The organism is Leucobacter sp. VD1, from assembly GCF_037150695.1.
Lineage (GTDB): Bacteria > Actinomycetota > Actinomycetes > Actinomycetales > Microbacteriaceae > Leucobacter.
This window is the reverse complement of the sequence record NZ_JBBCPO010000001.1, coordinates 571,224-586,326: the sequence shown is the minus strand read 5'-3', so window position 1 is coordinate 586,326 and position 15,103 is coordinate 571,224. Positions and strand designations below refer to the sequence as shown.

At 66.6% G+C, this 15,103-nt stretch carries 9 protein-coding genes and 1 tRNA gene; 5 read left to right on the top strand and 5 right to left on the bottom strand.

Features of this window, described 5'->3' with window-relative positions:
- The first annotated feature begins 374 nt into the window (after nt 1-374).
- Both WFL22_RS02760 and WFL22_RS02755 read left to right on the top strand, forming a co-directional pair.
- Nucleotides 375-1,163 carry an ABC transporter permease gene (locus tag WFL22_RS02760; protein WP_336991369.1) on the top strand — a complete coding sequence of 263 codons (789 nt, stop codon included), beginning with the start codon at nt 375-377 and terminating at the stop codon, nt 1,161-1,163.
- Nucleotides 1,164-1,166: 3 nt separating this feature from the next.
- Nucleotides 1,167-1,952: an ABC transporter ATP-binding protein gene (locus WFL22_RS02755; RefSeq protein WP_336651249.1), complete on the top strand. Its 786-nt coding sequence runs from the start codon at nt 1,167-1,169 to the stop codon at nt 1,950-1,952.
- 48 nt (nt 1,953-2,000) lie between these two features.
- Here WFL22_RS02755 and WFL22_RS02750 read toward each other — a convergent pair whose 3' ends face one another.
- Nucleotides 2,001-3,233 (bottom strand): hypothetical protein, encoded by a 1,233-nt coding sequence (locus WFL22_RS02750; RefSeq protein ID WP_336651250.1) that lies wholly within the window; start codon nt 3,231-3,233, stop codon nt 2,001-2,003.
- A gap of 63 nt (nt 3,234-3,296) precedes the next feature.
- On the opposite strand from WFL22_RS02750, the gene WFL22_RS02745 reads away from it, so the two are divergent.
- A complete protein-coding gene (locus tag WFL22_RS02745; protein WP_336651251.1) occupies nt 3,297-4,337 on the top strand; it encodes a glycosyltransferase family 2 protein in 1,041 nt (346 codons plus the stop codon).
- A gap of 48 nt (nt 4,338-4,385) precedes the next feature.
- Here the strand turns inward: WFL22_RS02745 and WFL22_RS02740 are convergent, their stop codons facing one another.
- From WFL22_RS02740 to WFL22_RS02730, 3 genes are all read right to left on the bottom strand, one after another.
- Nucleotides 4,386-6,770, bottom strand: coding sequence for a CDP-glycerol glycerophosphotransferase family protein (locus tag WFL22_RS02740; protein ID WP_336991368.1), 2,385 nt, complete (start codon nt 6,768-6,770; stop codon nt 4,386-4,388).
- Between the two features lie 69 nt (nt 6,771-6,839).
- The gene (locus tag WFL22_RS02735) at nt 6,840-8,588 is read right to left on the bottom strand and encodes a S1C family serine protease (RefSeq protein ID WP_336991366.1); all 1,749 of its coding nucleotides are present in this window, start codon (nt 8,586-8,588) and stop codon (nt 6,840-6,842) included.
- A gap of 131 nt (nt 8,589-8,719) precedes the next feature.
- Nucleotides 8,720-11,125, bottom strand: a complete 2,406-nt coding sequence (locus tag WFL22_RS02730) for a hypothetical protein (protein ID WP_336991364.1) — start codon at nt 11,123-11,125, stop codon at nt 8,720-8,722.
- Nucleotides 11,126-11,296: 171 nt separating this feature from the next.
- On the opposite strand from WFL22_RS02730, the gene WFL22_RS02725 reads away from it, so the two are divergent.
- Together WFL22_RS02725 and WFL22_RS02720 are read left to right on the top strand one after the other, a co-directional pair.
- Nucleotides 11,297-11,370, top strand: a tRNA-Met gene (locus WFL22_RS02725).
- A gap of 130 nt (nt 11,371-11,500) precedes the next feature.
- The gene (locus WFL22_RS02720) at nt 11,501-11,908 is read left to right on the top strand and encodes a RidA family protein (protein ID WP_336651255.1); all 408 of its coding nucleotides are present in this window, start codon (nt 11,501-11,503) and stop codon (nt 11,906-11,908) included.
- Nucleotides 11,909-12,070: 162 nt separating this feature from the next.
- Here WFL22_RS02720 and WFL22_RS02715 read toward each other — a convergent pair whose 3' ends face one another.
- Nucleotides 12,071-15,082 carry a UPF0182 family membrane protein gene (locus WFL22_RS02715; protein ID WP_336991362.1) on the bottom strand — a complete coding sequence of 1,004 codons (3,012 nt, stop codon included), beginning with the start codon at nt 15,080-15,082 and terminating at the stop codon, nt 12,071-12,073.
- Nucleotides 15,083-15,103 lie beyond the last annotated feature (21 nt).

Sequence of the window (15,103 nt, the reverse complement as noted above, 5' to 3'; positions counted from 1 at the left end):
CAGCGGCCGCGGCCGGCGTGTGATTTTCAGCTGCCCTAGGGGGTGCGGATCCGCCTTCGGCGTCGCTATTCGCCCGGCTCGGTCGCACCCGCGGGGCGCCCCCGGCGAGTGCCGATTCGGTGCTGAGCTCTTCGCCCTGCCCGCCAACCTCGCGAGTTTCCCTCAAAACCGGTTCACCCGACCTCGAGCTCTCTGCAGACTCGGAAACAGGCTCGGTCGAAGGCGATACGGGCGGCACCTGTCCAATTTATCAAATCCTCGCCGCGCCGGTGGCCGCCCCGCCGGGCTGCCCAAGGGGCATGATTCGGCGAGCGCAGCAGACCTCAGAAGCCGCGGCTGCCGAAGGCTCAGGGAAAACCGGGCAGAATGGCTGTGTGACGTTTTCCTCCGAGTCCCGAGCGGCGCGCAAGCGTGCGTGGTCGTCGCTGTGGCTGCTGACCAGGCGCGACCTCAAAGTGCGCTACTCCACGTCCCTGCTGGGGTATCTGTGGTCAGTGCTCGATCCGCTGCTGATGAGCCTCATTTACTGGTTCATCTTCACGCAGGTGTTCAGCCGTTCGGTCGGCGAGGCCCCCTACATCGTCTTCCTGCTCACGGCCTTGCTGCCCTGGGTGTGGTTCAACGGTGCGGTATCTGATTCGACGCGCGCATTCCTGCGCGATGTGAAGCTGGTGCGTTCGGTGGCGCTCCCCCGTTGGATGTGGGTGGGGCGCATCGTCTGCTCGAAGGGTGTCGAGTTTCTGCTGAGCCTGCCGGTGCTGATCGTGTTCGCGATCGCCTCGGGGGCCACTGTGGGCTGGCAGATCGCGCTGTTCCCTCTGGCCGTGCTGATGCTCGCAACGCTCACGCTCGGGATCGGCCTGCTGGTGTCGCCGCTGGTGGTGTTCTTCCGCGATTTCGAGCGGGCCACGAAGCTGATCCTGCGCGTGCTCTTCTATGCTTCGCCGATCATCTACGGCGCGGCAGACCTCCCCGATTTCGCCCGCCCGCTGGCGTGGCTCAACCCGCTTTCGGGTATCTTCGCGCTATTCCGTGCCGGGTTCTTCCCCGACCAGCTCGATTGGGGTCTCGTCGGCGCCTCGGCTGTGGGCACCGTAGTCTTCCTCGTGGTCGGCGCGCTCGTGTTCCGACGCTCCGTCGGCGGCGTCTTGAAGGAGCTGTAATCGATGTACGAATTCGACAAGACCACCGAGCGCGATAGTTCCGCAGACGCTTCCCCCATCATCTCCGTGCAGGGGCTCGGCGTGCGCTTCCGCCGCAACAAAGGATCCCGCCGCAGCTTCAAGGATCTCTTCTCGGGGAGTTCGCGTCGCAGCCGTCCCGGTGAGTTCTGGGCGCTGCGAAACGTGTCGTTCGAGGTGCGCCCTGGTGAGGCGATCGGCGTGGTCGGTCGCAACGGCCAGGGCAAGTCGACGCTGCTCAAGCTCGTCGCAGGCGTGCTGCTGCCCGACGAGGGTTCGGTCACGGTGCACGGCGGCGTGGCCCCCCTCATCGAGATCACCGGCGGCTTCGTCGGCGACCTCACCGTGCGCGACAATGTCACACTCGCGGCGGGTCTGCACGGGCTCAGCCGGCAGGAGATCGCGGCTCGCTTCGACAACATCATCGATTTCGCCGGTGCCGAAGATGTGATCGACACCCCTTTCAAGCATCTGTCGAGCGGCATGAAGGTGCGCGTTGCGTTCTCCGTGGTGTCGCAGCTCGATGAGCCGGTGCTGCTCGTCGACGAGGTGCTCGCAGTGGGCGACCGGGCGTTCCGGGCGAAGTGCTACCGACGCATCGAAGAGTTGCTCGCCCAGGGCAAGACGCTCTTCCTGGTCTCGCACAAGGAGGGCGATCTGCGGCGCTTCTGCACCCGCGGCCTCTACCTCGACCGCGGCCGGCTGGCGCTCGACGCGCCCATCGCGGAGGTGCTGGATCGCTACAACAGCGACCACCCCGTGAATGACTAGGGCCGGAGCTGAGTTCAGCCCCGGCCCCGGATCGTATGCTCAGGCGCGCTATGCCGCGTGCTGCCGTTCACGCCACGCATCTGCCTCGGCCAGCAGCGCCGCGATCGCCTCATGGAAGCGGCGCGTGGGAGCTCCGGGCGAAGTGTCGCCGAAGTAGTGCGCTGACCAGGTGCCCAGCCGCTCACGCGCGGCTGCGTCTCCGATCACCCTGTCGAGCACCGTCGCAATGTCGCCGGTTTCGCCCGCATCGAGCCACTCGCAGACGCTCAGGTAGCCGCCCTCGTCGATCTCGGCCTCTGGCGCGACCGGGCGCGTCACCATGAGCGGCTTGCCTGTTGCGAGCCTGTCGTAGACCATCGCGGAGATGTCGCAGATCGCCACATCGGGCAGGCTGAGCTGCCAGCCCAGGGCCGGTGCGGTGTCGTAGACGTGCTGGGCTTGGGGATCCTGCTGGTTCGCCTCGCGCAGCATTTCGATAATGCGCTGGTTCGCGGCACCGAACGCGGCGTCAACGACACCGCTGCGGGGATGGGGACGGTACACGACGCGGTGTCGCCCGGTTGCGATCAGCTGACGCACGAGAGTTTCGCCGTGGGTTGCAACGGATCCGTAGCACGCGGCGGGGCGGTCACCCTCCCAGGTGGGGGCGTAGAGCACGACGGTGCGACCATCGGGCGAGAAGGGCGGATCGCCTCCCAGATGGTCGGCTTGCGGCCGCCCGATGGGAATGGTGCGGCGCTCGACGTCATAATCCCAGAGCGCCTTCGACAGTCTGGCCCTGGCAGCGTCACCCGCGACAAGCGCACGATCGTACGCCTTGTGCTGGTTGCTGGTCATGTACATCTTGTCGCTCTCACCGTGGTTGATGAACACGTGCCAGCGTCGGCCGTAGCGCATCATCTGGAAGTTGCGGGTGTTCTGATTCACATACAGGATCACGTCGAGCGGCTGCTCCTCGATGAGGGCTTCGATGTCGGTGACTTTCTGCACGAATGCGACATCGAGGCCGCTCTCCTGCATGAGCTGCCGCGCACCGGCCGCGTTGCGGGCGAGTACCAGCACTGGCCACTGCTTCGACAACTCATGCAGTGGCGCATACCACTGCCGCATCTGATAGATGTTGACGTCGCTGTCGGCGAAGTAGACACCGATACGGAAACGCTGCTCAGGCAGGGGGCCTCGCTGCTCGATCAGCTCTTTGAGGTCGAAGTAGGCCCGTCGTCCCTTCATCACGCGCTTCGCCAGTCGCACCGCACGTTTCGCATCGTTCGCCAATTGCATCCCCCCAGAATATCGGCGGTCCCCGTGAAGCCCCTGCTCGTGAGCCTGTGGGAGGATCGTGGAGTGCATCTTCCTCCCCTTCCCGAACAGCCGGCCGTCAGCTACGTCATGCCGGTGCTGAACGAGGAGCACTACCTCGAAACGGCAGTGCGCACGATCCTCGACCAGGATTACGCGGGAGAAAAGGAGATCGTGCTCGCGCTCGGCCCGTCACGCGACCGCACTGCGGCGATCGCAGCTGCCCTCGCAGCTTCTGATTCGCGTGTGCGCCTGGTAGAAAACCCGCAGACGCACATTCCCGCGGGCCTCAACCTTGCAATCGCGGCGAGTCGCCACCCCGTCGTGGTGCGCGTCGACGCCCACTCCGAACTCACCCCCGACTACACGCGACGCGGCATCGAAGCGCTACGCCGTGAAGGTGCCGTCAACGTCGGCGGGGTAATGCGCGCAGCTGGGCGTGGCGCCGTGCAGCAGGCGATCGCCCGTGGCTACAACAGCCCCTTCGGTCTCGGCGGCGGCGCTTATCACGGCGACGGGGTCGCAGGGCCTGCCGAGTCGGCGTATCTCGGCATTTTCAGACGAGAGGCCCTCGACGCGGTCGGCGGCTACGATCCGTCGATTCTGCGCGGTGAGGACTGGGAGCTGAACCTGCGCATCCGTCGCGCGGGCGGGCTGGTCTGGTTCGAGCCGGAGCTCGGGGTTACTTACTGGCCGCGCGCCTCGCTTCGCGACCTTGCCAGGCAGTTCTTCGCAACGGGCACCTGGCGGGCAGTGCTCGTGCGGCGGTACGGCCGCGCGAACCCGTGGCGGTTCTTCGCGCCCGGGGCGCTGGTGCTCGGGGTCGCGGCGAGTGTTCTCGCGTTCGTGCTGCTTGTCTGCGGTGTGCTCCCCTGGGGGTCGGCGTGGACGCTGCTGCTCGCCCCCGCGGCACTGTATCTGCTGGGGATCGCATACGCGACGGTGCGGATCCCGGATCAGCCCAACTTGCGCGACAGGCTCCTCACCGCAGCCACCCTCATGACCATGCATCTCAGCTGGGGGTCAGGCTTTCTGCGCGGGATCATCTTCGGCGGGGGCCGAGTAGTGGACCGCTCACGGGTGTAGCCGGGGCGCGCCCCGGGATCCGCCCCTCGCCGAGCCGGTGCGGGATCTTCAGCCGAGCGCACCACGCTCCGCAAGCGCGGTAACCACGCGCGCTGAGGCTCCGCCGTCGTCGTGCGGGTTGAAGCGCGCACGCCAGGCAGCGGCAGCGGGCTCCGCCGAACGCACCCACGCGGCGTCCGAAGCGAACTCGGCGAGTTGCTGGGCGCACGCGACGACCTCTGCGCGCCGCGACAGCAGCGGCCCAGGTGCAGCCCGCTCGAAGTCGAAGGTGAAGCCGCGCTCGCGGTCGCGGTAGGCGGCGAGATCGGGCACGAAGAAGAGCATCGGAAGCTGCGCGATCGAGGCGTCGAACATGATCGACGAGTAATCGGTGACGAGCAGATCGGCGGCGAGAATCACATCGTTCACATCAGGGTGCTGCGAGGCATCGATCACTCGCGCCGAAGCGCCGCCGTAGCGTCCGAAGGCGTGGGTGCGGGTGTGGCCTCGCGCCACGATGGTCCAGTCGTCGCCGAGTTCTTCAGCGAGGGCGCGCACGTCGAGCTCGTCGACGAGGGTGAGGCCGCCGTCGCGCCAGGTCGGGGCGTAGGCGAGCACGCGGGCATTCGGGGCGATGCCGAGCGCGGCCCGGGCGCTGCGCACCGCAATGGGGTTGCGTTCGCTGCCGAGCATAGCCTTCGCGAGACGATCGTCTCGCGGGTAGCCGGTCTCGAGAATCTCACCGCGGAAGGCATAGCTCGCCCGAAACTGCTCGGTCGAGTGGGGGTTCTGCGAGAGCATCAGGCTCCAGCGACTGCTTTCGCGGCGGATCGCGAGGCGTGTGCGCAAACTCACTCGGGGCCGCCCGAGCGCGAGGTGCTTGAGCATGGTGCCGTGCCAGGTCTGCAGCACGGTCTGCCCGCGGCGTCTGCGGAAGCGGTTGCCGCCGAGACCGCCGTGCAGCCAGTCGTTCACCACGAGCAGTCGGGCGGTACGACGCGCGGCGAGCCACTCACGGCCGCCGACAAGCAGCGCTACACCACCCTCCGGCACCTGCTGACGTTCGCTGGTGACACTCCAGTAGCGGGTGAGCGCTGGGAACCGTGCGGCGATCTCACGATCGAGCGCGAGCGGGTTGCAGCTCACCTGACGCCCGTAGAAGCTCTCGAAGAACACCGACTCCCCGGTGACGAGCTCACGCAGTGGCGTGCGCAGCGCGGTGATCTCGGCGAGCACTCGCTGCGCAGCTCCCCCTTCAGGATGGGCGTGAAAGCGGGCGGCGAGGACGCGCGCCTCGGACTGGGCGGCGCGGTGCGCCAGCGGGTTGCCGCGCAGTTCGCTCAGGCGCCGCGTCACATCGGCCCAGCTGCGATCGACACGGCCCGCGCTTGTCACCTCGAGCGGCTCGTAGAGACCGCGACTGGCGGTGTAACGCTCAAGATCGGGGGCGAACCACACGATCGGCCGCCCCATCAGCGAGAAGTCGATGGCGAGCGAGGAATAGTCGGTGACGACGATGTCGACTCCGCCGAGAAGGGGGGTGATGTCGCGCACCCTGTCGGCACCGAGCAGGTGCACGCGCTCCCCCGTGAGCGGTTCATAGGCACCGCTGCCGAGGGGGTGGGAGCGGATGATGAGGTGCGCGCCGATGTCAGCGAGAGTGCGCCTGATCGTCGCGATCTCGGCTGCCTCCGGCACGGCGGGGTCTGGCTCGCCGTCTCGCCAGGTGGGCGCGTACAGCACGATCGTTTCGTTGTCGCCGACAGCGGATCCGGCATCGCCGAGCGCTGTGACGAGCCGGGCGCGGGCGTCGGCCGCGGCCTTCGGGTCGCGCGCTTGCCGCGCGAGTTCGTCGTCTCGCGGGTCGCCGAGCACACGAACCTTGCCGGGGTCGACGCGGAAGGCCGAACGGAGGCGCTCGGCGGCAAGCACTGAGCCGGCGACGAAGAGGTCAACCTCACGCGCGCCTGCCAAGTACATGCGGCGCAGCAGCGCTCGCACGATTGCGGGGCCGCGCACGGCCGTGGTGACGGGAGAATCGAGGTGGAGACGTTTGAGGGGGGCGCCGTGCCACAGCTGCACAACGGTGGCTCCGGTGACGCCGAAGCGGTTGGCGTCGCCGAGGCCGTGGGTCACGACGATGGTGCCGGCCCGTAAGGTGTGCCAGTACCCGGCCCAGCCGATCCGCGGCACGGCCAGGAACCCTTCGGCCCTCGCGAGATCTGCTTCGGCTTCGTCGGCGACGAGCCACACGATGCGTGCTGCTGGGTCGCTGTCGCGCAGGGCTCTGGCGAGGGGCAGTGCCCCTTCGCCGACGCCGATGCCGCTTCCGAACACCCATCGCTGCCGGCCACGTGGAACAACCCACGAGACCAGCAGCGACAGCAGATATTTGGGAAGCGCGAGCAGCTTTGCGAGGTTGCCGCTCGCGAAGCTGAATCCGGCAGTACTCATCTGACTCAGCTTAGCGTTGACGAGCAGCCGTGCGGGTCGATGCCCTGAACGGACATCGACCCGCACCGATTACCACTCGAGCGTGCCGAGCGTGGCTTCCGTCTGCTTCGCTTCGCCACCGCGCGTGTAATCGATCGAGACCTTGCTGCCACCGGGGTGCATGCGCACCAGGGCCGAGACCGAGGTGCCGTCAACTGCCGGCACTCCGTCGACGGCGGTGATGACGTCACCGGCGCGCAGCCCCGCGGCGTCTGCGGGCCCGCCGCGCACAACATCCACGAGCAGACCGCCGGCGTGGTTCGCATCCTCATCGGTGTCCTGCGAGGAGTCGGCCACGGAAGCACCCAGCAGGCCGTGCGAGGGCTGCTCCCCTGCGATGATCTCGTCGGCGACGCGGGTGGCGAGATTGACGGGGATCGCAAAACCGAGACCGTCGCTGCCGGCCACGCCCTGCGAACTTGTCGGCGATGCGATCGCCACATTGATGCCGATCAGTTCGCCCTTGCCGTTGAGCAGCGCACCGCCCGAATTGCCGGGGTTGATGGAAGCGTCGGTCTGGATCACGGGGAGCGTCACAGTGCCGCCAGAAGACTGCTGCTGTTGCTGCTCCTGCTGCGGCTGCCCGGGGAGCCCGAATCGGAAATCCCAGGGGCTGCCGCTGTTGCCCTCGCCCTCCTGCGGCGTCTGATCCTGCGGCACGAGTGCGCTGCCGACCGAAATGCCGCGGTTGACCGCGCTGACGACGCCGCTCGTCACGGTGTTCGCCAGGTTCAGAGGAGCACCGATCGCGACGGTGAGATCTCCGACGTTGAGCTTGTCAGAGTTCGCCACCTTGATGGCCGGCAGTCCCTCGGCGTCTACCTTCACCACGGCGAGGTCGGAGTATGGCGCGGTGCCGACAACCTTGCCATCGAGAATGCGACCGTCACTCAACTTGACGCGCACCTGGGGGTCGAATGTGGCCCCGTCGAGCGTGACCACGTGGGCGTTCGTAATGATGTAGCCGTCTTCGCGGTAGATCACACCGGAGCCGGAACCCGAGGCGTTCTCACCCGAGACCTGCAGGGTGACCACGCTGGGAGTTGCGACAGCTGCAACCCCGGAGATCTGGGTCGCATTTTCGGCGTTGTTGAGCGTGAGCGTTCCGGTGCCCCCGCTTTCGGCGACGGTCTGCGGGGCCACATTGGAGGCGACGATCGCTGCGACTCCGCCGCCCACGACACCGCCGAGCAGTGCGCCGATGGCGAGCCCCGCGAGCAGCGCACCGCTGCGGTTCTTGGGCTGCCCCGGGGCAGTTGCCACCGCCGGCTGACCTTGGTGACTGCCGGGCTGTCCGAAGCTCGCGCCCGCCGTCGCGCCCTGAGCGGTGTGCGGGGTCTGCCCCGCTGCACCGAAACCGTCCGGCTGCTGGCCAGGAATCTCGGTCGTAGCAGCCTGCTGGGCATAGGGCTGGGCATGGTGCTGAGCCTGAGCCTGGTGCTGAACCGAGGGCTGGTGCAGCTGCTGCGCAGCCGGCGCATGGGGTGCTGCGGGGGTCTGTGTCGCTGCAGGGGCCTGAGGCGCAGGCACCTGAGCTGCCGGGGCCTGCGGTGCCGCCGTGCCGTGCCATGCGCCCTGCTGCTCTGCGGGACTCTCAGGCAGCGGAGTGGTGGGCTGCGTCTGGTGGGGTGCGGGCTGCTGCGGTGCGGCTGCACCGGCTCCCGGGGCTTCCGGCGCGGGCTGCTGCGGCGCGGCACCCTCACCGGCCCCTGCGGGGGTGCCAGGAGTGCCGGGGGTGTGCTGGGCGCCCGGGTGATCGTGCTCGGGGGTGGTGGTCATGGGTGCTCCTTTCTCGTATATCCCACCTTGGCGCGTGAACTTATGAATTGCATTTATGCACGCTGCGTGTCAGCTGCGGATCGCGCGCCGCCCCGGAGCACTCGGCCACCGGATTCTGCGTTTTCGCAGGTTCAGGCCACGGAGCGCCACCTCTGCGACACCTCGGCACGGCCGCGCTTGCGCGTGTGCATGCTGCTGCCGAGTAGGCTGTTTCTCCGCCTGCGCGCACGCACGGTCGCCGCGCCAGCTGTCGCCGCACCTCCCACAAGCAGCAGGCCCCCGACGGCTGCGATCATCAGCAGGCTGCGATCGCCACCTGTCACCGCGAGGCGCACCTGCGCCGGGACATCCGGCGCTTGCGGAGCCGGAGGTGGCGCGACGTTTTCTGTGGCCGGCGGAGGATCCGCCACTGTGGTCACTTCATCGCACTGGTCATCATCGGCGTCGAGCGTGTCGTTTGCAACGCAAACGGCATCCACCGCGCGTGCCGCGAGGCCCCCGGCCTCGACAGTGGCGCGATTGACATGCCGAAGCGGCTCGCCCGCCTCAGGCACCGGCAGCACCGCTGAGTATTCCATCGCGGCGGCGGCTCCTCCGTTCAAGGAGAAACCATCCCACACGCCGGTCTGGGGATCGAATGTCCCAGCCGGAGCATCGGCCGGTGTGGCGTGAGGCCCTGACTCCGGCACACCACCTGCGAGCAGTGTCGGCGGGGTCACCAGCGTCACTTCTCGTGCGCCCTCAGGAAAGGTGTCGCGCACTACTGCTGCGTCAGCCCATGCATCGACAGCTCCGGTGTTGCGCACCTCGATGCGATAGCTCACCGTCATTGCGGTGCCGTCTTCGGCGAGCACGGGCTCTCCCAGTTGAGCCTTGTCGATCTGCAGCTTCGCAGTCTGACGCGGCGGTGCCCCACCCTCGACCTTCGAACACTCCGTTCCCTGTTCCAACAGGACGGGGCCGGTCACGCACTCGCCCATTCCTTCCAAACCGAAGGAGTTGACGGAGGTGACGATCCGTGGCCCGCCCGCTTGCAGCCAGGCTGCGGCGTTGAAGGGCACCGAGGCGGTGATGCTCTCCCCCGGTTGCAGCATGGGATAGGTCCAGGTGTTCCCCGCAGCCGTGCCGCGGGAGGGCTCGACGATGGCCACCCCGGGGGTAGCCGGGTCACCGTTGACCACGAAGCGGTCCACTGCGGTTCCTGGCCGCACCACATAGCCGGCGTCACCCTCGGAGGGGTTGCTGATCCGCAGCAGATATCCCCGGTCGCCATCGAGAGTTTTCTCGAACATGGGCGGTCCGACCGGCCGCGCTTTCCCTCCGACCGACCCATAACCCGCCTCCGGCGACACCAGGGCCGCCGCTCCACCGTCCACCCTGAAGCTGCCGGTGATCTGGCGATGGTGCGGGTCGAGATGCTGTCCTACGAGTGCAGAACTCCCGGACACATGCACAACGAAGCGTCGATGGTCACCCAGCCGCGAGGCCACGAAGCTGAGGCCCACATCGCCGTTCGGCAGTTCGGTAATGTTCAGGCCGTTCTGCACGTCGAATTGCTGCTCCGTTCCGATGATCGGACGCAATCGGGTGTCATTCACCGCGTAGCTCGCCGCCTTCAGCGCTCGTGGATTCAGCCGATACTCATGGGGGTTCGACAGCACCACCTCGATGCGACGACCCTGTGCGCCCGCCGGGCCGGCGTCAACATGGTGCGAGAGCTGCCAGTTCATCCCTGCTCCAGGCACCGAGGCGTAGGAACTGGTCACTCCCATCGGAATAGCGGTCTCGAGCACGACCCCCAGGTCGGCGTTCAACACGGGCATGCAGCTCGATACACGGCCGGTGAGCTGCGTGCCGAGGGCGGGCAAATCGCCGAGCCCATAGAACTCGTAGAACGATGAGAACGAGATACGTCGATCGACCAGGCTGTCGATCGATGGCAGGAACTCATATTCCACCCAGGTCGAGGCCCTGTTGTTGGCACCGTAGGGAGATTCGCTGCCGACGGCCCGAGCCACCTGCACACCGTTAATCTCGAGCGTGTCGGGCCACGAGGCAAAGGCGTTTTCGAAGGTGATCCGCGCCCGGCTCCCGGCCGTAACCGACGGCGCGAGATCCAATTCGAGGGTGTAGTTGCCGCTCCCGGCGAACCAGCGAAATTGCCGCAGCTGGTAGTCGTAGAGCACAGACCCCGAGGTGCCCGTCACGGTGTTGCGTGTGATCGCGGCCTTCGCGATCGGGCACTCGACGGCACCCGGTTCGCTGCCTCTGGCAAGGGGATGCGAGGCTGCAGAAAGCGACAGCGGCACGAAGGAACGCTGCGCGGTGGCGGCCCGCGCCTCGGCGGGCGGTGCCGCGTGCGCCGCAGCGGCTGTGGTGCAGGCGGCGCCGACGAGAACGGCGGCGGTGACCCCGAGCCCTGCAGCTCGGAGCAGGGCTCGCGGCACGGGCTGCAAGCCAAAATCTGCGCCACAAGCGCCGCGGTTCTTCATCGGGTGGCGCTGGCTTCGGTTTTGCGGCGGATCGAGATGTTGCATGGGGTTTCCCTTCTCAGGATCGATGGGTGTTGAGGTGCGCCCCGCCGCACCGGCGCGCATCTCCCCCTGATGCTCTCCCCAGCAACAGCAGCGCTGCAGACCTTGTCCACAGGCACCATCCGAGCCTGATTTGCATCGACCAGATTCCCCATGTATAGTTAATTCTTGTGCCGCGGGGTGGAGCAGTTCGGTAGCTCGCCGGGCTCATAACCCGGAGGTCGTAGGTTCAAATCCTGCCCCCGCAACGATGAGATTGGCCCCTGATCAGGTGTTTACCACCAGATCAGGGGCCTTTCGCTTGCCTGGAAGCTACCCCGGCGGCCATCACCACAGGCCCATCAGGAAACACCTGTAGCGCAACGGTAGGCTACACCCATGACTACCGCCGTACAGCTCATCCGCGCTCCTCACCTCTCCAACGTCGCCGAATACGCCTACGCAGCCACGGCACCCGCCGAGGCCCGATTGATCTTCCTCGCGGGCAGCTGCCCACTCAACCACGATGGCACCACCGCAGCCATTGGGAGCTTCTCCGGACAGGCCGCAGCCTGCATCGAGACCATGCAGGGTGCGCTCGCCGCAGCAGGGGCCACTCTCACCGACGTGATCAGCACTCGAGTGCTCGTCGCCTCGTCAAAACAGCACGATCTCGTGGAGGCCTGGGAAGTGGTCCGTGAAGCCTTTGGCGAGCACGACGTTCCCAGCACCCTCATTGGTGTTGCAGCGCTCGGATACGACCATCAACTCGTCGAGATCGAGGCAGTCGCCGCCGTCATCGACTGAGCATTCTGGGCGTTCCAACACCCAAACCACCTCGCTGCGCACTCACCACTAGGCTTTCTCAACCAAGCCTTCTGCGTCTCATGTGAGCGAAGTGCGGGCGCACGACAACGGCCGGGGCGGGGATCACTCCCCGCCCCGGCCGCGCTTCAATGCGCAGGCGCGTTACTCCGCAGCGAGAGCCGCTTCCAGCGCCGCACGCAGTCGCGCATCGGCCTCACCGAAGGCCGTCCAGTCGCCCGCCTGCATCGCCTGGTCGCGGTCGCGGATGGCCTGCTTCATATCGCCCAGCGCAGCGTCGAGCGCAGCGTTGCTGCCACCGGTCGGCCCACTACCGGTATCGCCGCCCGAGGTGCCAGCGTCGGGCGCAGCGGTTCCACCGTCGGCAGGCTTCTCGGTTGTGGGCGTTGTGTCGCCGTCACCCGCGCTCGCTCCCGAGTTGCCACCGAAGAGGGCGTCGAGGGCCGCGTCGAGGGTGTCTTCGAACGCGATCTGGTCGCCGAAGGAGACGAGCACCTTCTGCAGAATCGGGAAGCTGGTTCCCGAGGAAGCCTTCACGTAGACGGGCTGCACGTACAGCAGGCCGCCACCGACAGGCAGGGTCAGCAGATTGCCGCTGATGACCTGGCTCTCACCCTGGCGGAGGATGTTGAGCAGGCGTGACACCTCGGAGTCGGTGGTGAAGCTGTTCTGCACCTGGCCCGGACCCGGAATCGGGTCGCCCTTCGGCAGCGTCAGCAGCTTCAGCGTGCCGTAGTCGTCCGAGACCTTGCCGGCTTCGGAGCCCGCGTTGGAGTTCGCGGCAAGGTATCCCGTGAGGATATCGCGCGAGCCCTCGCCCTTCTGATCCGGGATGTAGGTCGAATAGATCGAGTAGTTCGGCTCGGCATCAGCGCCCGCGGCGAGCGTGAGGTAGTAGGGCGGTTGCGCGAGTGCCTGCGCGCCTGCCCCGGCGCTCGATACGGGATCGTTCGGTGTGCGCCACCGATCCTCGGCCGAGTAGAAGGCGTCGGCGTCGGTGACGTGGTATTCGCCGAGCATAGCGCGCTGCACCTTGAAGAGGTCGCTCGGGTAACGAACGTGAGCGAGCAGGTCTCCGCTCATCTCGGAGACGCTCTCCAGCGTGCCCGGGAAAATGCTGCCCCACGCCTTGAGCAGCGGATCTTCGCTGTCCCAGGCGTACAGCTTCACCGAGCCGTCGTAGGCGTCAACAGTCGCCTTCACGGAGTTGCGGATGTAGTTGACGGGCTTAGGCAGCGGATCGGTGCGCTCGCTGTCGGCATCAACCGTCAGCGCGTTCATATCGGTGACCTGCGAATAGGGGTAGTCGTCTGAGGTGGTGTAGCCGTCGACGATCCAGACGATACGCCCGTCGACAACCGAGGCGTACGGGGCTTTGTCCATCGTGAGGTAGGGCGCAACCTTCTGCACACGCTCGACGGGGTTGCGGTCATAGAGAATCTGCGATCCGTCGACAACAGCACCCGACAGCAGCACCTCCATGTCCTGGAATTTCAGGGCGTAGATGAGCTTCGTGAAGAGGTTGCTGAGCTCGGGACCGCCGTTGCCCGAGAAGGTGGTCATGTTCTGACGGCCGTTACTGCCGTCTTCTTTGACAGTCTCAGACTTCGTCGACTGGTCTTCGGCAGGAGCCGCTTCACCTGAGGCATCGGCCGAGGCTTCTGCCTCGCTCTCGGCGTCAGCCGGGTAGTCGAGCTCGATGGCACGCTTTCGCTCACCGCCCACGATGGAGTACTCGGGCGAGTTGATGCCGAAGTAGACGCGCGGTTCGAAGGTGCCGAGCTTGCCGCTGGTGGGGATCCCGTTCTCGAGGAACACGGGCTCACCGCCCGGTGAGCGCTGGTTGCCGTAAGCGGCGACCAGGCCGTAGCCGTGGGTGTAGACGAGGGTGCGGTTGTACCAGCCCTCCTGATCGCTGATGTCGATGTCGCGAACCGCCGAGACGGTGTCTTCGACCTGCCCGTCGATCTCGTAGCGGTCGACGTTGAGCGAGCGCGGGAACTTGTAGTACTGACGAATCTGCTCGAGCTGCGCGAAGGTGGGCGACACGATCTCGGGATCAATGATGCGGATGTTCGCGGTGGTCACCGCATCGTTGCGCAGCGCGCCGGGTTCCGCGTTGGTAACAGCGTCGTAGCGTTCGACCTCGACATCGTTGATGCCGTAGGCGGCCCGGGTGGCCTCGATATTGCGCCCGATGTATTCGGCTTCGAGGCTCTTCTCATCTGGCCCCACCTGGAACTGCTGCACCGCCCAGGGGTAGCCGACGCCGAGCACGATGCTCGACACGAGGAACAGCGCGGTGCCGATCACCGGCAGACGCCATTTGCCGGTGAAGGCGGTGATGAGGAACAGCACGGCCACGATCACTGCGATACCGGCAAGAATCTGCTTGCCCGGGATCACGGCCTGCACGTCTTGGAACAGCGCGCCCGTCCAGCGGCCGGCACTGTCGTTGAGCGACGCGTACTGGTCGAGCCACAGGCTCGCAGCCTGGAGCACCAGGTAGATCGTGGCGATCACGGCGGCCTGGATACGGGTCGCCTTCGACACGCGCACGTCGCGGCCCGAGAACGAGATGCCGCCGTAGAGGTAGCTCGTGGCAACCCCGGCGATGAGCGCGATAAGGGTGACGGCAGATGCGAAGCCGACAATGGCCTGCATCATCGGCAGGTCGAAGAGGTAGAAGGAGACGTCGAATCCGAATTGCGGATCTTTCTCACCCGTGGGCTCACTGTTGAGCCAGAGCAGTGCACGCTGCCACTGCGTCGCGGTGCTGATACCGGCGAACAGGCCGAAGGCGGAGGGCAGCGCCCACTTCACCAGGCGCCGCAGCGGTTCGAACAGTTCCTGGTAGCGATCGAGCTGTGCGGTGAGTCGCGCGTATACGGGGCGCTTGCGGTAAGCGATATCGATCGCGAAGAACAGCGGCACTGCCATGCCGAAGAACCCAATAAGGAACATCGCAGCAGCGGCGATCCACTGCGTGGTGAGCACCGGGAGGTACCCGATCTGGCGATACCACAGCACCTCGGCCGTCACAGCGGCAACCGCGAGGAAGCCGAGGATCAGCAGCACCACCAGCACAACGGTGATGGCGAGCGGGGAGATTTTGCGTGGAGTGGCGGCCGGAGCGCCTGCGTTCTGGTCGGTCACGTCGTCGGGGTTCTTCCTGTC

Coding starts and splice junctions, on each gene's coding strand:
- WFL22_RS02730 (WP_336991364.1), bottom strand. CDS start 11,125: ATGCAACATCTCGATCCGCCGCAAAACCGAAGCCAGCGCCACCCGATG.
- WFL22_RS02720 (WP_336651255.1), top strand. CDS start 11,501: ATGACTACCGCCGTACAGCTCATCCGCGCTCCTCACCTCTCCAACGTC.
- WFL22_RS02750 (WP_336651250.1), bottom strand. CDS start 3,233: ATGCAATTGGCGAACGATGCGAAACGTGCGGTGCGACTGGCGAAGCGC.
- WFL22_RS02735 (WP_336991366.1), bottom strand. CDS start 8,588: ATGACCACCACCCCCGAGCACGATCACCCGGGCGCCCAGCACACCCCC.
- WFL22_RS02755 (WP_336651249.1), top strand. CDS start 1,167: ATGTACGAATTCGACAAGACCACCGAGCGCGATAGTTCCGCAGACGCT.
- WFL22_RS02740 (WP_336991368.1), bottom strand. CDS start 6,770: ATGAGTACTGCCGGATTCAGCTTCGCGAGCGGCAACCTCGCAAAGCTG.